Annotated in this window: 17 protein-coding genes; 6 read left to right on the plus strand and 11 right to left on the minus strand. The window is 72.7% G+C overall.

Annotated features, from left to right (window positions below; all coding sequences use genetic code 11):
- The first annotated feature begins 5 nt into the window (after positions 1 to 5).
- A complete protein-coding gene (locus ACF1DX_RS10160; protein ID WP_391790727.1) occupies positions 6 to 743 on the plus strand; it encodes a sirohydrochlorin chelatase in 738 nt (245 codons plus the stop codon).
- A gap of 2 nt (positions 744 to 745) precedes the next feature.
- Here ACF1DX_RS10160 and ACF1DX_RS10165 read toward each other — a convergent pair whose 3' ends face one another.
- Positions 746 to 1,297, minus strand: a complete 552-nt coding sequence (locus tag ACF1DX_RS10165; protein WP_391790728.1) for a DUF1697 domain-containing protein — start codon at positions 1,295 to 1,297, stop codon at positions 746 to 748.
- Positions 1,298 to 1,567: 270 nt separating this feature from the next.
- Here ACF1DX_RS10165 and ACF1DX_RS10170 point away from each other — a divergent pair, with 270 nt between their 5' ends.
- A complete protein-coding gene (locus ACF1DX_RS10170) occupies positions 1,568 to 3,820 on the plus strand; it encodes an MMPL family transporter (RefSeq protein ID WP_391790729.1) in 2,253 nt (750 codons plus the stop codon).
- 144 nt (positions 3,821 to 3,964) lie between these two features.
- On the opposite strand, the gene mgt is transcribed toward ACF1DX_RS10170, so the two are convergent.
- Both mgt and ACF1DX_RS10180 read right to left on the minus strand, forming a co-directional pair.
- Positions 3,965 to 5,206, minus strand: coding sequence for a macrolide-inactivating glycosyltransferase (gene mgt / locus ACF1DX_RS10175; RefSeq protein ID WP_391790730.1), 1,242 nt, complete (start codon positions 5,204 to 5,206; stop codon positions 3,965 to 3,967).
- Positions 5,207 to 5,638: 432 nt separating this feature from the next.
- Positions 5,639 to 6,379: an NADPH-dependent F420 reductase gene (locus ACF1DX_RS10180; protein WP_391790731.1), complete on the minus strand. Its 741-nt coding sequence runs from the start codon at positions 6,377 to 6,379 to the stop codon at positions 5,639 to 5,641.
- 148 nt (positions 6,380 to 6,527) lie between these two features.
- On the opposite strand from ACF1DX_RS10180, the gene ACF1DX_RS10185 reads away from it, so the two are divergent.
- Complete coding sequence (locus ACF1DX_RS10185) at positions 6,528 to 7,376, plus strand: LysR family transcriptional regulator (RefSeq protein WP_391790732.1); 849 nt, start codon at positions 6,528 to 6,530, stop codon at positions 7,374 to 7,376.
- Positions 7,377 to 7,476: 100 nt separating this feature from the next.
- On the opposite strand, the gene ACF1DX_RS10190 is transcribed toward ACF1DX_RS10185, so the two are convergent.
- From ACF1DX_RS10190 to ACF1DX_RS10200, 3 genes are read right to left on the minus strand one after another with little or no spacing between them, the layout of a single operon-like run.
- Positions 7,477 to 8,757 carry an ABC transporter substrate-binding protein gene (locus tag ACF1DX_RS10190; RefSeq protein WP_391790733.1) on the minus strand — a complete coding sequence of 427 codons (1,281 nt, stop codon included), beginning with the start codon at positions 8,755 to 8,757 and terminating at the stop codon, positions 7,477 to 7,479.
- On the minus strand, positions 8,757 to 9,590 hold the full coding sequence (locus tag ACF1DX_RS10195; protein ID WP_391790734.1) for a carbohydrate ABC transporter permease: 834 nt from the start codon (positions 9,588 to 9,590) through the stop codon (positions 8,757 to 8,759). Before ACF1DX_RS10195 ends, ACF1DX_RS10190 begins: the two co-directional genes overlap by 1 nt.
- On the minus strand, positions 9,587 to 10,525 hold the full coding sequence (locus ACF1DX_RS10200) for a carbohydrate ABC transporter permease (protein ID WP_391790735.1): 939 nt from the start codon (positions 10,523 to 10,525) through the stop codon (positions 9,587 to 9,589). The genes ACF1DX_RS10195 and ACF1DX_RS10200 overlap by 4 nt, the downstream gene beginning before the upstream one ends.
- 165 nt (positions 10,526 to 10,690) lie before the next feature.
- Here ACF1DX_RS10200 and ACF1DX_RS10205 point away from each other — a divergent pair, with 165 nt between their 5' ends.
- Entirely contained in the window at positions 10,691 to 11,554 is an 864-nt protein-coding gene (locus tag ACF1DX_RS10205; RefSeq protein ID WP_391790736.1) for a phosphotransferase enzyme family protein, read from the plus strand.
- 36 nt (positions 11,555 to 11,590) lie between these two features.
- On the opposite strand, the gene ACF1DX_RS10210 is transcribed toward ACF1DX_RS10205, so the two are convergent.
- Both ACF1DX_RS10210 and ACF1DX_RS10215 read right to left on the minus strand, forming a co-directional pair.
- Positions 11,591 to 12,313 carry a 3'-5' exonuclease gene (locus ACF1DX_RS10210; RefSeq protein WP_391790737.1) on the minus strand — a complete coding sequence of 241 codons (723 nt, stop codon included), beginning with the start codon at positions 12,311 to 12,313 and terminating at the stop codon, positions 11,591 to 11,593.
- 108 nt (positions 12,314 to 12,421) lie between these two features.
- On the minus strand, positions 12,422 to 13,663 hold the full coding sequence (locus ACF1DX_RS10215) for an SAV2148 family HEPN domain-containing protein (protein ID WP_391790738.1): 1,242 nt from the start codon (positions 13,661 to 13,663) through the stop codon (positions 12,422 to 12,424).
- Between the two features lie 301 nt (positions 13,664 to 13,964).
- Between ACF1DX_RS10215 and glgX the strand changes: the two genes are divergently transcribed.
- On the plus strand, positions 13,965 to 16,085 hold the full coding sequence (gene glgX, locus ACF1DX_RS10220) for a glycogen debranching protein GlgX (protein WP_391790739.1): 2,121 nt from the start codon (positions 13,965 to 13,967) through the stop codon (positions 16,083 to 16,085).
- Between the two features lie 130 nt (positions 16,086 to 16,215).
- Positions 16,216 to 18,552, plus strand: coding sequence for a malto-oligosyltrehalose synthase (gene treY, locus ACF1DX_RS10225; RefSeq protein WP_391790740.1), 2,337 nt, complete (start codon positions 16,216 to 16,218; stop codon positions 18,550 to 18,552).
- 92 nt (positions 18,553 to 18,644) lie between these two features.
- Here the strand turns inward: treY and ACF1DX_RS10230 are convergent, their stop codons facing one another.
- The 3 genes from ACF1DX_RS10230 to ACF1DX_RS10240 form a co-directional block, all read right to left on the minus strand.
- On the minus strand, positions 18,645 to 19,058 hold the full coding sequence (locus ACF1DX_RS10230; RefSeq protein WP_391790741.1) for an SSI family serine proteinase inhibitor: 414 nt from the start codon (positions 19,056 to 19,058) through the stop codon (positions 18,645 to 18,647).
- Entirely contained in the window at positions 19,055 to 20,395 is a 1,341-nt protein-coding gene (locus ACF1DX_RS10235) for a M14 family zinc carboxypeptidase (protein WP_391791182.1), read from the minus strand. The genes ACF1DX_RS10230 and ACF1DX_RS10235 overlap by 4 nt, the downstream gene beginning before the upstream one ends.
- A gap of 62 nt (positions 20,396 to 20,457) precedes the next feature.
- Positions 20,458 to 21,075, minus strand: coding sequence for an FHA domain-containing protein (locus ACF1DX_RS10240; RefSeq protein ID WP_391790742.1), 618 nt, complete (start codon positions 21,073 to 21,075; stop codon positions 20,458 to 20,460).
- Between the last annotated feature and the right edge of the window lie 63 nt (positions 21,076 to 21,138).

The following is a 21,138-nucleotide window of genomic DNA, read 5'->3' on the forward strand; positions in this document are numbered from 1 at the left end:
ACACCATGCGCCGTCCGGTACTTCTCGTCGTCGCCCACGGCAGCCGCGACCCGCGGCACGCCGCGACCGTGCACGCCCTGGTGCGGCAGGTGCGGTCGCTGCGGCCGGGGCTGCGGGTGGAGACCGGGTTCCTGGACTTCAACATCCCCTCCGTCCAAGGGGTGCTGGAGTCCCTGGACGCGGAGGGCGTCCGCGATGTGGTCGCCCTCCCGCTGCTGCTGACCCGTGCCTTCCACGCCAAGGCGGACATCCCGGCGGTGCTGGCTCAGGCCCCGCCGCGGCTGCGGATCCGCCAGGCCGAGGTGCTGGGCCCGTCCCCGCTGCTGATGTCGGCGCTGGAGCGGCGGCTGTACGAGGCGGGTCTGGCGCCCGCCGACAAGTCCTCGACCGGGGTCGTCCTGGCCTCGGCGGGGTCCTCCGACCCGGAGGCGATCGCAGTGATCGCAGCAATCGCGCGGGAGTGGCGGCACACCGGTTGGTGCGCCGTGCGGCCTGCGTTCGCCTCCGCATCCCTCCCCCGCACCGAGCAGGCGGTCCGCGAACTGCGCGCCCTCGGCTGCGCACGCGTCGCCGTCGCCCCGTACGTCCTGGCCCCCGGCTTCCTCCCGGACCGGATCGCCCGGGGCGCGGCGGAGGCGGACGTCCTGGCGGACGTGCTGGGTCCGGCGCCGGAGGTGGCGCGGGTGCTGCTGGAGCGGTACGACGGGGCGCGGGTGCCGCTGCTCGCGGCGGTCGGCGCCTGATCTCACCCCGCGGTGAGCTCCACCAGTCTGCGCACCGTGTTCCAGTTGCGGCTGGTGGCGACGACCCCCTTGGTGACGCGAGGCCTGGCCAGGTGTTCGGCGAGTTTGGAGCGGCCCAGGCCGTTCGGGGCGTACAGGTAGAGCGCGCGGTCGCCGAGGCGGAACTCCTCGGGCAGATACGCCTCCTGGTCGATCTCGGCGAAGCGGTCGGGGGTGACGGGCGCGGAGAAGTAGGTGACGTGGAGCTGCTTGGGCTCCAGCTCGCCCGCCGGGAACGGGCAGGCGTCGACGATCCCCTTCAGATAGGCGTGGTCGCGCACGATCACGTCCACGGCGAAGCCGAAGTGCCGCCCGATCGCCGCCGACAACTCCGCGGCCAGTGACTCCTCGTCGCCGTGCGCGGCGGTGAACACCACCTGGCCGCTCTGCAGATGGGTGCGCACCCCGTCGTGACCGAGCCCGTCCATGAGGGCGCGCAGTTCGGCCATCGGCACTTTCCTGCTGCCGCCCACGTTGATCCCACGCAGCAGCGCCGCGTATCTCGTCGTCGCCATGGGGACACCCTAGGACGGCCGTCGTACCCCGCGGGGGTGTGCCCGACGGCGGTGGCGCACCGGAACCCTGGTCCTCGGCCCCGACACGCCCGGATACGTGTAGGGGGCCGCTGTCCTCCCCAGTGGGGAGGAGACGGGCGCCGATGGGATGACCCGGGGTTCCCGGGCTTCACCGGACAGCACGACGAGACGGGCTTATCCGGCCCCTACCTTCGAATGGGTCAGGTGGCGGCAGGGGGTCGCTGCCGAACACGAGGGAGCGAGCCCGTCATGGGGAACGGAGAATCACGGGTGCGGGGCCTCGCCGCACGGGCCGGCGGCTGGAGCGCCCGGCACCGCTGGGCGGCCGTCGGCATCTGGGTGCTGTTCGTCGTGCTGGCGATGGGACTCGGTTCGGCCGCGGGCCGGGTCGACGTCGGCGACAGCGATCAGCTCAAGGGAGAGACCAGCACCGCCGCCCGCATCATCGAGGACGCCGGCATCGAGGAGCCGGCCGGTGAGACCGTGCTCGTCCAGGCGAAGGGCGAGGGCCTCACGGCCACGGACGCCGCGTTCCGGTCGGCGGTCACCGCGGTCGTCGCGGCCGTGGAGAAGACCGGCGAGGCCACGGACGTCACCTCGCCGTACGAGAGCGAGACCATCTCGGAGGACGGGCGCAGCGCGCTGGTCCAGTTCGACATACGGGGTGACTCGGACACCGCCGGTGAGCGGATCGAGCCGGTGCTGAACGCCGTGGAGGAGGTTCAGAAGGACCACGAGTCGCTGCGGATCGAGGAGATCGGCGGCGCCAGCATGATGAAGACGTTCGACGACGCGTTCGGCGACGACTTCAAGAAGGCCGAGTACTCCGCGGTGCCGGTGGCCCTCGGCATCCTGCTGATCGCGTTCGGCGCGCTGGTGGCGGCGCTGCTGCCGGTGGCGCTGGCGATCACCGCGATCATGGCGACGATGGGCCTGATGGGCCTGGTCAGCCACCTCCAGCCGATGAGCGAGACGGCGAACTCGGTGATGCTCCTTGTCGGCCTGGCCGTCGGGGTCGACTACTGCCTGTTCTACCTGCGCCGTGAGCGTGAGGAGCGGGCGGCCGGACGGGACGCGCAGACCGCGCTGCGGATCGCCGCCGCGACCAGTGGCCGCGCGATCGTCGTCTCCGGTGTCACGGTGTGTGTCGCCATGGCGGGCATGCTGTTCACCGGGCTCGCCGAGTTCGAGGCGATGGGCCTGGCCTCGCTGATGGTCGTGGCGGTCGCCATGGTCGGCTCCGTCACCGTCCTGCCGGCGCTCCTGTCGCTGCTGGGCGAGCGGGTCGAGAAGGGCCGCGTGCCGTTCCTGCGCCGGCGCCGCACCGGCGGCGACGGTGACAGCCGGTTCTGGTCGGCCGTACTGAAGCGGGTGCTCGCCAAGCCGGTGCTGTCGGTCGTGGTGGCGACCGGTGCGCTGCTGGCCGTGGCCGCTCCGGCGGTCGGGATGAAGACGCAGAACCTCACCCTTGACCAGGAGTTCGGCGACTCGCTGCCGATCGTGCAGACGTACAACCGGGTCAACGACGCCTTCCCGGGCGGCTCCGAGCCGGCCGAGGTGGTCGTCAAGGCGGACGACATCAACGCGCCCGAGGTGAAGGCCGCGCTCGCCGAGTTCCGGGAGCGGGCGATCAGCTCGGGGGCCTCGCGCGGCCCGGTCGAGATCAAGCTGCACGACCAGCGGAACGTCGCGTTCGTCTACGTCCCGCTGGTGGGCGGATCCGACCAGGACAAGGCGGCCGAGAGCCTGGACACGCTGCGCGACGAGGTGCGGCCCGCCACGCTCGGCGAGGTCGACGGCGTCGAGGCGCCGATCACCGGGCAGGTCGCCGGGAACAAGGACTTCAACGACCAGCTGGTCGGCTCCGTGGTCCCGGTCTTCGCCTTCGTGGTGGTCTTCGCCTTCCTGGTGATGTTGCTGTCGTTCCGCTCGCTGACGGTCGCGGTCACCTCGATCGTGCTGAACCTGCTGTCGGTGGGCGCCGCGTACGGCATCCTCGTGGCGGTCTTCCAGCACGGCTGGGGCGCGTCCCTGGTGGGCGCGGAGGGCGTCGGCGCGATCATCACGTGGCTGCCGCTGTTCCTCTTCGTGATCCTGTTCGGCCTGTCGACGGACTACCACGTGTTCGTGGTCTCCCGGATCCGCGAGGCCCGGCTGCGGGGCCGGACGACGCGGGACGCCGTCCAGCACGGTGTGGTCACCACGGCCGGCGTGGTCACCAGTGCCGCGATCATCATGGTCGCCGTGTTCGGGATCTTCGGGACGCTGTCCATGCAGTCCATGAAGCAGATGGGCGTCGGCCTCGCGGCGGCGGTGCTGATCGACGCGACGATCATCCGGGGCGTGCTGCTGCCGGCGGTGATGACGCTGCTCGGCGAGCGCAACTGGTACCTGCCGAAGTGGCTGCACCGGATGCCCGACCTGACCCACGACGAGTCGCCGGAGGCGGCGGCGGTACCGCCGTCGTCCCGGGACGACGAGGGCGACCGCGTACCGGTGTGATCCGGTAGGCGCGGCAAGGGCCCGGCGGTTTTCCGCCGGGCCCTTCTTCGTGGGCGGGGGTGGGTCGCGCTGCCCGGCGCTTGCGGGGTGCCGCCCTGCGGCACGATTGCCCGCGGTGACGCGGCACGATTGCCCGCGGACGCGTTACGGCAGCTCCGCCTCGATCAGGTCGGCCGCGCGCCGTGTGCCGCCTTCCAGTGCCATCTCCGCCTGGATCGTCTCGAGGCGGCCGGCGACCTCCGGGGAGTCCACGAGGGCGAGGGCCGCCGCCCTCAGCACCTCGGCCTTCGCCTCGCCGGCCGGAACGTGCCGGGCCACCCCCAGCCCTTGGAGCATGTCCGCGTTGCCGAACTGGTCCACGGCCTGCGGTACGGCGATCATCGGGGTGGCCGTGGCCAGCCCCTCCTGGCTGCCGCCGGCCCCCGCGTGGGTGACGAACAGGTCGGCCTGCCTCAGGATCGCGAGCTGCGGCACCCAGGACCGCACCTCGACGTTCTCCGGTACGTCCCCCAGCTCGGCGGGGCCGACGTGCCTGCCGACCTGGAGCACCAGGTGCCAGCCGGGCAGATCCGCGAACGCCTCGACGCACTCCCGGTAGAAGGCCGGCTGCTTGGTGAAGGACGACCCGAGCGACACCAGGACGACCTTCTCGGCCCCGGCGGGCCGCTGCCAGTCGCCCTCGGCGCTCCGGTCGCCCTGGCAGGCCCCGACGAAGGAGTACACGCTCTCGTCGACCCGGTCGGCGTTCGGCTGGAGCGCCTTGGGGATCAGGACGATGGAGCGGGCGGGGCGGCCGACGAACGGGTCGGGGTGCTCGGTGATCCCGTTCTCCTCCAGCCAGGCGTGGAAGCGGGCGTAGTACGCCTGCCCCCGCTCGGTCTTCTTCGGCTCCTCCCACATCGGCTCGGCGACCTCCTGCTCGTACCCGTCCCAGGCGACGAGGTTCGGCGAGAGGGAGACGGCGGGCACGCCCCAGCGGTGGGCGAGCACGCGGGCCGGGTAGGAGGTGATGTCGTGCAGCACGAGGTCGGGGGTGTCGTCCTCGTAGGCCTCGATGAGCTGCGGAAGTGCCTGGACGGCGTCATCGAGGAACGGCTCCACGTTGTCCAGCAGTGTGGTGCCCCAGGCCTCCGGGTCGTCGTCGGGGCCGGGGAGCGTGCTGTTCCACAGCTTGGGCTCGGCGCCCGTCTCCGCCACCTTCTCGGCGAAGAGCGGCGGGATCGCGTACGTGACCCGGTGGCCGCGCGCCACGAGCTCGCGGATCACCTCGAGGCTCGGGTTCACGTGACCGTGGGCGGCGATGGAGAACATGGCGATGTGCGCGGGACTGGTCATGCGCCGACAGTAGACGAGACGATACGTCTCGTGCAACCTCTTTGATCTCATGCCGTCGGCTCCACGTGCAGCCGACCGCCGACTCCGGAGAATCCCGACTCGACCAGGTGCCGCCGGCTCCGGTGGGCGTCGGGGTCGGGCAGCGAGGGGGACCGGACCGGATTCCGGCGGCAGCCCGGCGGGGTCGACGACGGCTCGGTGACGGCGGGCGCGCGGTCCCCGGAGCCGGAGCGGCCGCCTACGCGCGTGGGCGCCGTCCCGAGCAGGCCGGGCCCGCCCGCCGGCCCACCGGCCGGAGCGTCATCCGCGACACGGTGTCCATCACTGCCCGCCCCGACTGCGGCGGACGCCCCTCTGGGACCGGGGCCGGGAAATGGCCGCTGCCCGGTAAGCACCCAGGCGAAGGTCCCGGGGATCCCCGTGCCGCAGCGCCCGGATGACGGTCGCGGTGACGGTGAGCGGACGCTCGGGGCGGATCGCCCTCTACTCCATCCGGAAACCCGCGGGCCCCCGCACCGCGGCGGCGGCGAGCTCCTCGACCCGGGCGGCGGGCGCGGGCACACCGGGCGCCTGCTGGACCCAGGCCACGAATTCCTCGGCGGTGAGGCCGGACGGCGGCTGTCCCACGTACGGGAGGGCGTACAAAGGGGTGTTGGGTTCGCTGCGCCAGCTGTCGGCCAGTGTGCCGAGGTCCACCGCATCGAAGCCGAGGACGTCCAGCAGGTCGGCCACCTCCTTCCTGGCGTCCGGGTCGTCGCCGGAAAGTGGCAGCGCGGTGCGGTCGGGGGCTCCGGTCGGGCGGAACAGCTCCAGCAACTGCTTGGGGCCGATGTTGTGCAATGCCTTCACCACCTGGGCATCCGCGAGGTGGCGCTGCACCAGTTCACTGGAGGTCAGTTCGTCGCTGTCGAGTTCCGGCACCTCGAAGTCGGGATTCGGCGCGTAGTTCATCGGGTCGATCACGGTCTTGCCGGCGAGCTCCGCCCGGGGCAGCCGCTCGTGGGCGGCCAGCGGCACGGCCGCGATGACCAGATCACCGGCGCTCGCCGCTTCGGCCGGGGTGGCCGCGCGGGCCCGCTCGCCGAGCTCCGCGACGAGATCGGCCAGCGTCTCGGGGCCGCGTGAGTTGCTCAGGACGACGCTCAGGCCGGCGTCGACGGCGCGGCGGGCGGCCCCGAGGCCGACCATGCCGGTACCGATGACGCCGAGGGTTGTTGTGCTCACTCTGTTCTCCGTTCGCGTTTCCCCGCGTCGCGGCATCCGGCTGACAGGACCGCTCCGGCGGGCTCGTACCCATCACAGCCGGAGTGACCTGCGCGAACAATGGTCAGAAACGCTCGGCAGCAATCACATCATGTGATAGATCAGGCGGATGGAACTGAGAGCGCTGCAGTACTTCGTGACCGTCGCCGAGGAGCTGCACTTCGGGCGCGCGGCGCAACGGCTGGGCATAGTGCAGCCGGCGGTGAGCCAGCAGATCGCCCGGCTCGAACGCGAGCTCGGCGTGCGACTGCTCGACCGCACCTCTCGCCGGGTACGGCTCACCCCGGCCGGCGAACGAGTGCTCGCTGCGGCCCGTGAGGCCCTCGCTGCGGCGGCCCGGGTGCGGGTGGTCGCCGGAGAACCGGCGGCCGTCCTGCGGATCGGGGTCGCGTCTTGCGTCACCCGACGGCTCGACCGGGCGGTGGGCCGCCTGAGCGCCGGCGAACGCCCCGCCGAACCGAAGCTGGTCGACCTGCCGGTGGCCGCGCGACTCGACGCCGTCCGCGACGGCGAGCTGGACCTGGCGCTGGTGCGGGGCGCGCTCACCTCCGCGACAGTGACGGTGGTGCGCGCCTGGTCCGAGCCGCTGCACGCGGTGCTCGCGCGTGAACACCCCGCCGCCCGCAAGCTCGCGGTCGGCCTGCACGACCTCGATCCGTACGGTCTGCGGCTTCCCGCCCGCGACAGTGACCCGCCGATGCATGACGCGATCCTCGCCGCCCTGCCCGTGCCCCCGTTGCGGCCGCCTGCCGGGGACATGCTCAACGTGCTGTTCGAGGTGGGCCGGGACACCGAGGGCTGGACGCTGATGCCGGCCGAGCAGTTCGACGGGTCCCGCTCCGAGCGGCTGCTCCGGATGCCGCTCGACCCGCCGGTGACCGTCGACGGCCATGTCGTCACCTCCCTGGCCACCCCGGAGCCGTGCGTGGCGTCGTACGCGGCCGCGTTCGCGGATTGAACCTCCGCCCCGGACGAGTAGGTCTTTCCAGGAAGGAACGCCGCACCCCACCCCGGACCAATGGCAATGCGCCGGGCTCGGTCACCGAACCCGGCCGTACTCAGCGCTGGTAGCGGGCCAGGACCAGGTTGCCGTCCTCCTCCAGCCGCTCGCGCAGCTCGTCGAGGTCGATCGCGCCGCTGTAGTACTCCTGGAGCGCCGGGGTGGCGACCTTGTCCTTCCATTCGGGGTAGCCCCGTACCGTCTGCGCGGGGGCCGGGCGCAGACGGGCGGCGAGCGCGATGCCGGTGGCCCAGCCGTGTTCGGCGGTGTGCAGGGCGGGGTCGGCGAGGGCCCGGCGGCCGGTGGGGAGCATCCAGTCGCCGAGGGCGAGCCGGACCATGTTCCGCGGCTGGAGCAGGAAGTCGAGGAAGGCCACGGCCTCCTTCTTGTGCGGGCAGTCCTCGGCGACGGAGAGGGTCTGCGGGCTGACGCCCTGGGTGAGTCCGCCGGTCCCGGCCGGGGCGGGCAGCACCTGCCAGTCGAAGCCCTCCGGCGCCTGCTGGACGATCTGCTGGCGGTAGGAGAAGCCGAGCGGCACCATCGCGTACTTGCCGGCGAAGAAACCGGGCAGGGTGTCGGAGCCGCCGCTGCCGAGCGTGGTGGGCGAGGCGCTGCGGTCGGTGTTCACCTGCTCGTGGACGGTGCGCGGGACGACCTCGTCGCCCTCCTCGAACCGCACGGTCACCTTGCCGTCGTCGCCCCGGTGGAAGAGCCGCCCGCCGGCGGAGAGGGAGAGGTTGAGGGTGGCGGACACGGGATCCTTGAGCGGCCAGGCCACGCCATACTTCCCGTCGCCCGCTAGTTGGTCCGTCACCTGACGGAACTCGGCCCAGCTCCAGGGGTGTCCGGGGGTCGGGACGCGGACGCCGGACTCCTTGAGCCAGGTGGCGTTGGCGATGAGCACGCGCGGTTCCTGGAGGAAGGGGACGCCGTAGACGCCGTCGTCGAAGGTGACGGTCTCCCAGCCGCTGGGCGGGATGTCGGACTTCAGCCGCTCGGGCAGCAGCTCCGTCAGGTCGGCCAGGTAGCCGCCGTAGGCGAAGTCGGCGAGGTCGTCGGAGGCGTCGTGGACGATGTCGGGGGCCTCGCCGCCCTCGAAGGAGGTGAGGAGCTGGTCGTGGACGCTGTCCCAGCTGCCCTGGACGTACTCCACCCGGATGTCCGGGTGGGTGGCGTTCCACTCCTCGACGAGTTCCTTGGTGGCCTCGACCGACTCCTCCTGCCAGGCCAGGGACTGGAAGCGCAGGGTGATGCGGCCGTCGTCGCGGGTGCCGCCGGAGGAGCAGCCCGCGAGGAGCAGGGCGGCGGCGAGCACCGCCACGAGGATTCTGGTCCGCATCAGCTCTTCACCGCCCCGGCGAGCATGCCGCCCGTGATCCGCCGCTGGATGATCGCGAAGACGACCAGGGAGGGCAGCGTCGCGAGGAACGCGGCGGCCGCCAGCGGGCCGAGGTCGGCGACTCCCTCGGCACCGATGAAGTGGGTGAGGACGACCGGCAGGGTCTGTTTCTCCGGGGTCTTGAGCAGGACGAGGGCGAAGAAGAACTCGTTCCACGCGGTGACGAAGGCGAACAGCGCGGTCGCCACGATCCCCGGCGCGAGCAGCGGCGCGGTCACCGACACCAGGATCCGCAGCCGCCCGGCCCCGTCGACGGCCGCCGCCTCCTCCAGCTCGGCCGGCACGGCACGGACGTATCCGGTGAGCATCCACAGGGCGAAGGGCAGCGCCCAGACCACGTAGACCAGCACCAGACCGGGCACGGAGTCGATCAGCCGCAGGTTCTTCAGCACCAGGAACAGCGGGATGATCAGCAGGACGAACGGGAACGCCTGGCTGACCACCACCCAGCCGGTCGCGGCCCGGGCGAGCGCGGTGCGGTGACGGGCCGTCACATACGCCATCGGGGTGGCGACGACGACGGTGACGACGGCCGACGTGAGCGCGGCGAGCAGGGAGTTGAGGGCGGCCCGCAGCAGCGGCTGTTCGTCGAAGGCCTGGCGGAAGTTGGCGAGGGTGGGGTCCCGGGGGATCCAGGTCGGATGCAGACCGGCCAGCTCGGCCGGCGGCTTGAACGCGGTGGAGAGCAGCCAGAGCAACGGGAAGGCGAGGAAGACGAGATACGCGAGCAGCGCGGCGTACTGGCCGACGCGGGCGCCGGTGGAGGTTCTCATGTCCCGTCACCTCCCCTGAGCCGGCCGGCGAGGAAGACGGCCAGCGCGATCGAGATCGCGGCGACCATGACGCAGCCCATCGCCGCCGCGTAGCCGAACTGCCCGTAGCGGAAAGCCTCTTCGTAGGCGAAGAGCATGGGGAGCCGGGTGCGTCCGCCGGGGCCGCCGCTGGTCAGGACGTAGACCAGGGCGAAGGAGTTGAAGTTCCAGATCAGGTTGAGCGCCGTGACGGCGAGGGCGACGGGGCGGATGGCGGGCCAGGTGACCGTGCGAAAGCGGCGCCAGGCTCCGGCGCCGTCCACCGCCGCCGCCTCGTGCAGCTCGCGCGGGGTGTTCTGGAGCCCGGCGAGCAGCGCGACCGTGGTCTGGGGCATTCCGGCCCACACGCCGACGACGATCACCGCGGGCAGGGCGGTGGCGAGCCCGCTGAGCCAGTCCCGGCCGTCCCCCAGGCCGAGGTCGCGCAGCGTCTCGTTGAGGATGCCGGCGTCCGGGTTGTAGACGATCCGCCACATGACGCCGACGACGACCTCGGGCATCGCCCAGGGGACGATCGCCAGGGCGCGGGCCAGCCAGCGCAGCTTCAGGTCCTGGCTGAGCAGCAGGGCGAGGCCGAGCGCCAGCAGGAACTGCGGCACCGTCACCCCGACCGCCCACACCAGGCCGATGCGGAACGACTCCCAGAACAGCGTGTCGTGCAGCAGGTCCTGGAAGTTGAGGACGCCGATCCACCGGGTCGGCTCGGTGCGGCCGGACTGGGCGTCGGTGAAGGCCAGCAGGATGCCGTAGAGCAGCGGGCCGACGCTGAGGACGAGGATCGGGATCAGCGCGGGCAGCACCAGGAACCACGGGCCGTGGTCGACGGCCCGCCCGGCTCTGCGGCCCGGGCCGGGCGCGCGGGGCGCGGATCTCCTCGCCTCGGTCACCGATGTCACGGAATCAGCCCCTTTGCGCGACGCGGGTGGGCCAGGTCATGGTCGTGAAGGGGGTCTGCCTCGTCAAGGGACCACGCACACCGCCGCCACCTGTGCGAATGCGACACTGGCCGACGGATGGCCGGATCCCGGCGGTCGGACGCGCATGGACACGGAGGCGGACGGATGGACGAGGCACGGGCGCGGGACGTACTCGCGGCGGCGGGAGTGCTGCCCGGTGCGGCGGCGGACGCGCGGCTGCTCTCCCTCGGGGAGAACGCGGTGTTCGCCGTCGGTGACCTGGTCGTCAAGGTGGGCCGCGACGCCGAGCTGCTGGAGCGGGCCCGCCGGGAGCTGGCCGTCGCGGGCTGGCTGGCGGAGGAGGGCGTGCCGGCGGTGCGGGCGGCCGAGCCGGAGGCGCTGCTGGTCGACGGGCACCCGGTGACCGTGTGGCACCGGCTGCCGGAGGCGGTGCGGCCCGCCGAACCCCGGGATCTGGCCGAACTGCTGCGACTGGTCCACGCACTGCCCGCTCCCCCCTTCGGGCTTCCGCCCCGTGAGCTGCTGGGCGGTGTGGAACGCTGGCTGCGGCTGGCGGGCGACGCCATCGACCCCGCGGACGCGGCGTATCTGCGCGAGCGGCGTGACGGCTTCGCGTCGGCCGCGGTGGCGCTGACGCCCCATCTGCCGCCGGGCCCCGTCCACGGGGACGCGCTGCCCCGCAACGTGCACATCGGGCCGGACGGGCCGGTCCTGGTCGACCTGGAGACCTTCTCGGCCGATCTGCGCGAGCACGACCTGGTGGTCATGGCCCTCTCCCACGACCGCTACGGGCTGCCGGACGAGGCGTACGCGTCCTTCACCACCGCCTACGGCTGGGACGTGCGCACCTGGGAGGGCTGCTCGGTGCTGCGCGGCGCGCGGGAGACCGCCAGCTGCGCCTGGGTCGCCCAGCACGCCCCGGGCAACCCCAAGGCGCTGGCCGAGTTCCGCCGCCGGGTGGCGTCGCTGCGGGACGGGGACGAGACGGTGCGCTGGTATCCCTTCTGACCTTCTGGCCCTCCGGCCTTCGGACCGCCCGGCGCGTCAGACCCGCTCGTCCGCCGGCTCCCGCAGCGGCCAGGTGCCGTCGATCACCGCGGTGGCGTCGCCCTTGCGGCGCAGGAAGTCCTGGAAGTCCGCCGCCCACGCGGCGTGCCAGCCGATCTGGCGGCGGTGCAGCTCCGCCGGGTCGAGGGCCGCCACCTTGGGGTGGCGGCCGGCTATCGCACAGGCCAGCCGGGCCGCGGCGAGGGCGTCGGCGGTCGCGTCGTGCGCCGCGTCGAGGACGACGCCGTACTCCGCGCAGACCGCTTCGAGGTTGCGCTTGCCGCGCCGGTAGCGGTCGACGGAGCGGTCGATGGTGTACGGGTCGATGACCGGGCCGGGATCGGCGCCGCCCAGGCGGTCGCGCAGGGACGGCAGCCCGTACCGCCGCAGTTCGGCGGAGAGCAGGGACAGGTCGAAGGCGGCGTTGTAGGCGACGACCGGGACGCCCGCCCTCCAGTGGGCGGTGAGGGCGTCGGCGATGGCGTCGGCGACCCGGTCGGCGGGGCTGCCCTCGGCGGTCGCCCGCTCGTTGCTGATGCCGTGGACCGCCACCGCGTCCTCCGGGATCGGTACGCCCGGATCGGCCAGCCACTCCCGGCGCTCCAGCGGCTCTCCCGCCCTGACCTCGATCACGGCCCCCGTGACGATCCGTGCCTCGCGCGGGTCGGTACCCGTCGTCTCCAGGTCGAAGCCGATCAGCAGCTCCCGGTGCCAGCCCATGGGCCGTCCCCCTTCTGTGTGGTGCGTTCCCCCAGTGGTTCCCACCTTCGCACGCACCACTGACAATCAGAGGATCGCGTTCCGCTTACCGGCTCCGACCAGGGGCGTTCACGACACCGGGCGCGAATCCGTCCACATCAGCTCGAATTCCTCGCGGTAGGTGGGGAACAGCCCGCCTTCCTCGGCTTCACCCGGCTTGACCACTTTGGTCCCGTTGCGCAGGACCAGCACCGGTGCCTCCATACCCCGGGCCCGGCGCAGGTGGTTCTGCACGACCGCGATGCCGTCCGACCCGTCCCCGTCCACGAGGTAGGCGGTGCAGCGGGGCGTCTCGTCGTAGACCTGGATCTCGAAGGCGCCGGGGTCGCGCAGCCGGGAGCGGACCCGGCGCATGTGCAGGATGTTCATCTCGACGCTGCGACCGAGCTCGCCGCGCTTGAGGCCGAGTTCGCGCTCGCGGCGCTTGACCGCGCTGGAGGCCGGGTTCAGGAACAGCAGCCGCACCCGGCAGCCGGACTCCGCGAGGCGCACCAGACGGCGCCCGGAGAAGTTCTGCACCAGCAGGTTGAGGCCGATGCCGAGGGCGTCGAGCCGGCGGGCCCCGCCGAAGATGTCCTCGGCCGGGAACTGGCGCAGCAGCCGCACCCGGTCCGGGTGGACGGCGACGACGTCGGCGTACCGGTCGCCGACCAGGTCCTCGACCGCGTCGACGGGCAGCCGCCGCGCGGACGGCACGTCGCCGCCGGCGCCGAGCATCTCAAGGAGCCGCGCGGAGGCCCGTTCGGCCTGGCTGAGGACGGCCTCGGACAGCGCGCGGTTGCGGGAGACGACGTTGCGGGTGACCTCCAGCTCGTCCAGGGCGAGTTCGACGTCCCGGCGGTCGTCGAAGTACGGCTCGAAGCAGGGCCAGTGCGCCACCATCAGCTCGCGCAGCTGCGGCAGCGTGAGGAAGGACAGGACGTTGTCGTCGGCCGGGTCGAGCAGATAGCCCTTGCGGCGGCTGACCTCGCGCACCGCGACCGCGCGCTGCACCCACTCCTGTCCGGCGGGCCCGGCGGCGGCGACCACCCAGTCGTCGCCGTGCACGGGCTCGTAGACGGGCCGCAGGACGGCCGCCACGACCGCGCGCAGCCGCTGCTCGACGAGGTTCAGCCAGATGTAGGCGCGGCCGGCCCGCTGGGCGCGCGTGCGCACCTCGCGCCAGGCGTCGGCGCCCCAGTCCAGCTCCGGCCCGATCGAGCCCGCGTCCATCGGCCGTGCCAGGGACACCGCACCGGGCGGGACGTCCGTGGAACCACTCCCCTCGTGACCGTCGTCACCAGGGGGCAGTTCCAGCCCTCCCGTGCCCACCCGCTTACCGCCTTCCGCTCCCCCGAGCTCTCCCGTCCCGACGATCAAGGAGACTACTCCGCCAGCGGCGCACGGTGCAGCCCGATGGACGGGGTCGTTTCCCAACTTCCCGCAATCACGGGACCGTTCCACCCCGCGGGACCCCGGGAGTGAGCTGATTCATAGCGGGATGAACGGCGGGCACGGGTCATCGGACCCGGCGGAGCTGGGTAGAAGGTGGTTCCCGTCCGTTCGGGGAGACACGGAAACACTCGGAGCCAAGGCGCCCCACCGGCGCCGTACACCTGAAAGAGTCCTATCCATGCAGGTCTGGCCTGGCGAGGCGTATCCGCTCGGTGCCACGTACGACGGCGCCGGAACGAACTTCGCGGTCTTCACGGAGGCCGCGGACCGAGTGGAGCTGTGTCTGCTGCACGACGACGGCTCCGAGACCGCGGTCGAACTGCGCGAGAGCGACGCGTTCGTGCGGCACGCGTACCTGCCCGGGGTCATGCCCGGGCAGCGGTACGGCTTCCGTGTGCACGGGCCGTACGCCCCCGAGCGGGGGCTGCGCTGCAATTCGGCGAAGCTGCTGCTCGATCCGTACGCGCGTGCGATCAGCGGGGAGATCGACTGGGGCGAGGAGGTGTACGGCTACCACTTCGACGACCGTGACCGGCGCAACGACCTCGACTCGGCTCCGCGCACGATGACGTCGGTCGTGGTCAATCCGTACTTCGACTGGGGCGACGACCGGCGCCCCCGTACGGAGTACCACCACACGGTGATCTACGAGGCCCACGTCAAGGGTCTCACCATGCGCCACCCGGGGCTGCCGGAGGAGCTGCGCGGCACCTACGCGGCCCTCGCGCACCCGGCGGTGATCGAGCACCTGACCGGGCTGGGGGTGACGGCGCTGGAGCTGATGCCGGTGCACCAGTTCGTCAACGACCACCGTCTGGTGGACATGGGCCTGAACAACTACTGGGGCTACAACACGATCGGTTTCTTCGCCCCGCACAACGCCTACGCGTCCTGGGGCGACCGGGGCCAGCAGGTGCTGGAGTTCAAGTCGGCGGTGAAGGCGCTGCACGAGGCCGGGATCGAGGTGATCCTCGACGTGGTCTACAACCACACCGCCGAGGGCAACCACCTGGGCCCCACGCTGTCCCTCAAGGGCATCGACAACCCGTCGTACTACCGGCTGACCGACGACCCCCGGTACTACATGGACACGACGGGCACGGGGAACTCGCTGCTCATGCGGTCCCCGCACGTACTGCAGATGATCATGGACTCGCTGCGGTACTGGGTCACCGAGATGCACGTCGACGGGTTCCGCTTCGACCTGGCGGCGACCCTCGCGCGGCAGTTCCACGAGGTGGACCGGCTGTCGTCGTTCTTCGACCTGGTCCAGCAGGACCCGGTCGTCTCGCAGGTGAAGCTGATCGCCGAGCCGTGGGACGTGGGCGAGGGCGGCTACCAGGTGGGCAACTTCCCGCCGCTGTGGACCGAGTGGAACGGCAAGTACCGGGACACCGTGCGGGACCTGTGGCGGGGCGAGCCGCGCACGCTCGCGGAGTTCGCCTCCCGGCTGACCGGCTCCTCCGACCTGTACCAGGACGACGGACGCCGTCCGCTGGCCTCGATCAACTTCGTCACCTGCCACGACGGCTTCACCCTGCACGACCTGGTCTCCTACAACGACAAGCACAACGAGGCCAACGGCGAGGACAACCGGGACGGCGAGAGCCACAACCGGTCCTGGAACTGCGGCGCCGAGGGCGAGACCGACGACCCGGACGTCCTGCGGCTGCGGGCCCGGCAGATGCGCAACTTCATCGCCACGCTGATGCTCTCCCAGGGCGTGCCGATGCTCAGCCACGGCGACGAGGTGGCCCGCACCCAGCGCGGCAACAACAACGCCTACTGCCAGGACAACGAGCTGTCCTGGCTGGACTGGCCGGACGACGAGGAGGACGTCCGCAGGCAGCTGCTGGAGTTCACCCGCGCGATGGTGTGGCTGCGCAAGGACCACCCGGTGTTCCGGCGGCGCCGCTTCTTCCACGGCCGGCCGGTGGAGGGCACCCACGACGACCTCTCCGACATCGCCTGGTTCACTCCCGAGGGCGCAGAGATGACCCAGCGGGACTGGGACTCGGCGCGGGCGTCGGCGCTGACGGTGTTCCTCAACGGCAACGCGATCTCCGAGCCCGGTCAGCGCGGGGAGCGCATCACGGACGACTCGTTCCTGCTGATGTTCAACGCCTCGCCGAAACCGCTGGACTTCGTGGTGCCGGTGGATCATGGGCGGCAGTGGGAGGTGGTCGTGGACACGGCCCGTGCGGAGGGTGTTCCGCCGGGGAGCGGGCCGAAGGTGACGGCCGGTACGCGGCTGACGCTGACGGATCGCAGCATGACGGTCCTGCGACGGCCGGTGTAGCCCTCGGTGTTGTCGCCCCGCCGCCCCTTCCCGTCCCGAACCTGGGGCACTGCCCCCGGGAGACGGGAACGGGAAGGGGCGGCGGGGGCGAAGAAGCATCCACCCGTACCCCGAACGGAGGAACACCCCCATGATCCCGCCCACGGCCACCTACCGCCTGCAACTGCAACCCGGCTTCCCGTTCCAGGCCGCGGCGGACGCCGTACCGTACATCGCCTCGCTCGGCGTGTCCCATCTGCACCTGTCTCCCGTCCTGGAGGCCGTCCCCGGCTCGCAGCACGGCTACGACGTGGTGGACCACACGCGCGTGCGCGAGGAACTCGGCGGCGAGAGCGGCCTGCGGGAGCTGGCGCGCACCGCGCGGGAGCACGGGCTCGGCCTGGTCGTGGACATCGTCCCGAACCACATGGCGATGTCCCCGCGCCACAACCCCGTCCTGTGGGAGGTGCTGCGCGACGGCCCCGCGTCGCGCCACGCGGGGTGGTTCGACATCGACTGGGAGGCGCGGGGCGGCCAGGTGCTGCTGCCGGTGCTCGGGGGGCCGCTCGGCCAGGAGGCCGGGCACCTGAGGACCGACGGCGACGTGCTGCGCTACCACGACCACGCGTTCCCGCTGCGCGAGGGGACGGCCGGGCTGCCGCTGCCGGAGCTGCTGGACGCGCAGTGGTACCGCCCCGTGTGGTGGCGCCTGGCGCGGACCGAGCTGAACTACCGGCGGTTCTTCAGCATCTCCGAGCTGATCGGGGTGCGGGTGGAGGATCCGGAGGTGTTCGAGGCCACGCACGCCAAGATCCTGGAGCTGCTCCGGGAGGGCGTGTTCGACGGGCTGCGCGTCGACCACCCCGACGGGCTGGCCGACCCCGACGGCTATCTGCGGCGGCTGCACGAGGCCACGGGCGGCCGCTGGACGGTGGTGGAGAAGATCCTCTCCGACGGGGAGCCGCTGCCGGCCTCCTGGCCGGTCGCCGGCACCACCGGCTACGACGCCCTGCGGCACGTGGACGGGCTGTTCACGGACCCGGCGGGGTTCGGGGAGCTGCTCGGCCGGTACCGGCGGTTCGCGGCCCCGCAGACGGACCGGGGCGGCGACTGGGACGCCACGGTGCGGCGGGCCGCGTACAAGGTGCTCACGCACGAGCTGGCCGCCGAGGTGGACCGGCTGACCCGGGTCGCGGACCGGCTGTGCGCGACCTCGCCGGAGCCGGCGCTGCGCGACCGAGCGCCCTGGGCGCTGCGCACCGCCCTCCAGGAACTGCTGGTACGGCTGAAGGTGTACCGCCCGTACGACTCCGTGGACGCGTCCGCGGTGGTCACCGAGGAGGCCGCCGCCGAGGCCCGGCTCGCCTTCGCCGTCCCCGAGGAGGCCGGGGCGGTGGACGTCGTACGGGACCTGGTGCTCGGGCGGTACGGGGACGGCGCGGAGCACGTGGAGTTCCGTACGCGGTTCGCACAGACCGCGTCGGCGCTGCGGGCCAAGTCCGTGGAGGACACGGCGTTCTACCGCTATGTGCCGCTGCTGTCGGCGACGGAGGTGGGCGGGAACCCCGGTGACCCGGCGGTGTCCCCGGAGCGGTTCCACGCGTACTGCGCGCGCGTGCAGCGCGACTGGCCGTCGACCGGGACGGTCGTCTCGACGCACGACACCAAGCGCAGCGCCGACGTGCGGGCGGCGCTGCGGGTGCTCACCGAGTGCCCGCAGCGCTGGGCGGACGTCCTGGCGGAGGTCACCCGCGCGGGCGAGGCCGTACCGGACGCGCAGCTGGCGTGGGCGGCCTGGCAGACGGTGTTCGGGCTCGGCCCGGCGGAGGAGGAGCGGGTGCGGGGGGCGCTGCTGAAGCATGTGCGGGAGGCGGGCCTGTACACGAGCTGGACGGAGCAGGAGCCGCCGTACGAGGAGGCGGTGGCGCGGTTCGTGACGGCGGGGCCGTGCGGGGTGCCGGGCGAGCGGATGGCGGCGCTGCGCGCCTCGCTGGAGGCACACATCCGGGCGAACGTGCTGGGTACGGCGCTGGTCCACCTGACGATGCCGGGAGTGCCCGACCTCTACCAGGGCACGGAACACGAGTACCGGGCGCTGGTCGACCCGGACAACCGGCGGCCCGTCCGGTTCACGGCCGACGGGAGCGACGGGAGCGGCAAGGCGGTGGTGACGCGGGCGGCGCTGCGGCTGCGGGCGCGGCGGCCGGACGTCTTCGGTGCCACGGCCTCGTACGAACCGCTGTCCGCCGAGGGTCCCGCGGCGGCGCACTGCCTGGCCTTCACGCGTTCCGGCGAGGTGCTCGCCGCCGTGACCCGGCTGTCGCTCCGGCTGGCGGAGGCGGGCGGCTGGCGCGACACCCTTCTCCCCCTGCCACCGGGACGGTGGGCCGACGTACTGGAGACCGGACGGGAGTTCGGCGGGCACGCGCACCTGGCGGAACTGCTCGGGCGCTCACCCGTGGCGCTGCTGGAGCGGCTCCCGGAGTGAGCGCCCTTGGCTCCGCCTCCCCGCCGCGGGGTGCCTCCCCGGCCTTCGAGGCATGGGGGAGGCACGACTGCCCGCGGGAGCGGGGCCCGCGGTCATGCGAGGGCGAAGACCGAGCCTGTCCGGGCTGTCATCGTGCAGGCGTTCGGGAAGGTTTCCGTGTAGTCGACGGAGCGGCCTCGCCACATTCCGTCGGCGTGGGCGGTGACCGGTGCGTAGACCATCGGGCAGACGACGTCCTCCCTCGGCGGGATGTCGGCGATGCGGCCGTCCGCCGCCGTCAGCTCCGCGCAGGCCTCGGTGGCGTGCCGGTGGCCCCGGGGCGGGTCGCACCGCAGCATGGTGCCGTTCTCCGCGGTGGGCGGCGTCTCTCCGTGCGTGACCGTGAGCCTCAGCCAGTTGTCCTCGCCGGAGTGTCCGTCACCCGCCCGCGCGGGCGCCGTGCACGTCAGCAGGACGAGGGCGGCGAGCAGTCCCGCCCGTACCGTTCTCAGTGAGATGTGCGTCATTCCCGATGCATCGGCACGACGGTGTCCGGACCCCACCCCGACTCACCCGAACGGAAGGTTACGCGGCCGGCCAGCTCGAACGTGGCGAGGACGACCCGCGCCTGGTACTCGGCCTGCCGCGCGACCGCGATCCAGCGTGCCCCGGACACCTCCCGGAAGTCGGCGCACCGCGCGTCGATGAGCCGGTCCAGCTCCGGCAGCGCCCCGGCCGGGTCGCGCCCGGCACGCGTCACCAGCTGGTGCAACAGGCCGGCGGTGCGCACGGCCAGCCGCCGCCCGGAGAGGCGCAGCGCGGCGAGGTGTGCCGTGGTCATGGGCGGCAGCGGACGAGAAGAATCGTTCCCGCAGTCGGGGTCCCACGCGTCGGCGAGCCCTGGGCAGACCAGGAGGCAGTCGTCGACCGGGGCGAGCAGCCGCGCCGCGTCGGGGACGCCGGCGAGGTACGGCCGTACGCGGGCCGCCAGGCCGGCCAGCAGCCGGGTGTCCTGGCGCAGGGTGTGGCTGACGGACCGCAGTTCCGCCTCCACGTCGGCGTGCGGGGAGTCGTCCCCGACGGCCGCCACCCCCCACATGGGCGCCTCGACGACCGCGGTGACGGTGCCGTGCCGGTGCGGGTGGAACCACGTCGACTCGACGGCGGCCTCGGTGATGGCGGCGGCGAGGTCGCGGCGGCGCGGGGGCGGGATGCGGTAGACGGCGGGGCCGAGTCCGGGCCAGTACAGGGCGTCGCAGGCGCCGAGCTCGCGCGGGACGCCGAGGCGGGCGGCGATGCCCGCGACCCGCCGGTCGAGGCCGGGCAGGTCACGGGTGAGCTCGACGAAGCCGCCGCCGACGTCGACGCCGTGCAGGGAGCACTGGAGGAAGGGCCGCAGTTCGTCCTGGAGGGCGAGCAGGGCGCGGGTCTCGGGCAGCGCGGCGGCGGCGCCGTCGGGCAGCCATTCGGGTTGTTCCAGGAAGCCGGGGCGGAAGAAGTTCCGGAAGTGGTGACCGAGGGTGTACGGACCGGTCAGCCAGCGCTCGTTGCGGCGCAGCCCGTCGGGGTCGAGGCAGAGCAGCAGGTTCCAGGTGGCGTCGGCGCCCTCGGTGAGCCGGGGGTCGGCCAGGGCGCGCTCGGCCAGGCGCAGCACGGTGGCGCCGCCCACGGGCTCGTTGGCGTGCGGCCCGGCGACGACGAGCGCCTGGCGGCTGCCGTGGCCGACGCTGAGCAGCCACAGGGGGATGCCCGCGCGGGAGGCACCGACCCGGCGCAGCCGGGCGTCGCGGGGATGCCGGGCGACGAGGGCGGCGGCCCGCGCGCCCAGTTCGTCGACGGTCGGGTAGTGCGGGAGGGGCGGCAGAACACACCTCCACGAAGCGGCGCCGTCGTTTCACCGGGAGTACATGGCGTACACACAGTCAGTCACGACTTCGGGGGTACGTCAACACCGCGACGATCGTGGGGATTTCGCCGGGGTCCCGCCGGGGGGCAGTGCGTCGCGAGCCGGTAGGTGATCCGCCCGAAGCCGATCTGGTCGCCCTCGCGGACGACGGCCGCGCCGACCACCCGACGCCCGTTCACCGTGGTGCCGTTGGTGGAGCCGAGGTCCCGCAGCACCCAGAGGCCGCCCTGGTGGCGGAGTTCGGCGTGCACGCGGGAGACCGTCTCGTGGCTGAGCCGCAGTCCGCTGCCGGGGTCGCGGCCTATGCGCAGGGGGTGGCCGCTCGCCGGGTGCGGCAGCAGCAGCTTGGGGAGCTTCTCGGCCTGCCAGGCCCGGCGCAGCCGCACGGTGAACCCGGAGACGGCCTCCACACTGCCGAACACCAGGCGGGAGAAGCGGTTCTCCCGCGGGAGGTCGGCGATGAGCGCGGCGAGTTCGTCGGAACGGCGCGCCACGAGCGCGAGTTCCATGCGCCGGACGAACGTGTCGTGGGACAGGCGGCCCATGGCGACGCCGTCCCGCAGCACGCTCAGCGCCTTGTCCCGCTCCGCGTCGGAGAGCCGCGCGGGATACGTGTGGAACTCGAAGGACGACGTCACGCCGCCGATTGTCGGTCAGTGACGGCCGGACTGTCCAGAAAGCGGGAAACGGCCGCACGCGTG

The organism is Streptomyces sp. NPDC014676 (genome assembly GCF_043084105.1).
In the GTDB taxonomy this organism is placed as follows: Bacteria; Actinomycetota; Actinomycetes; order Streptomycetales; family Streptomycetaceae; genus Streptomyces.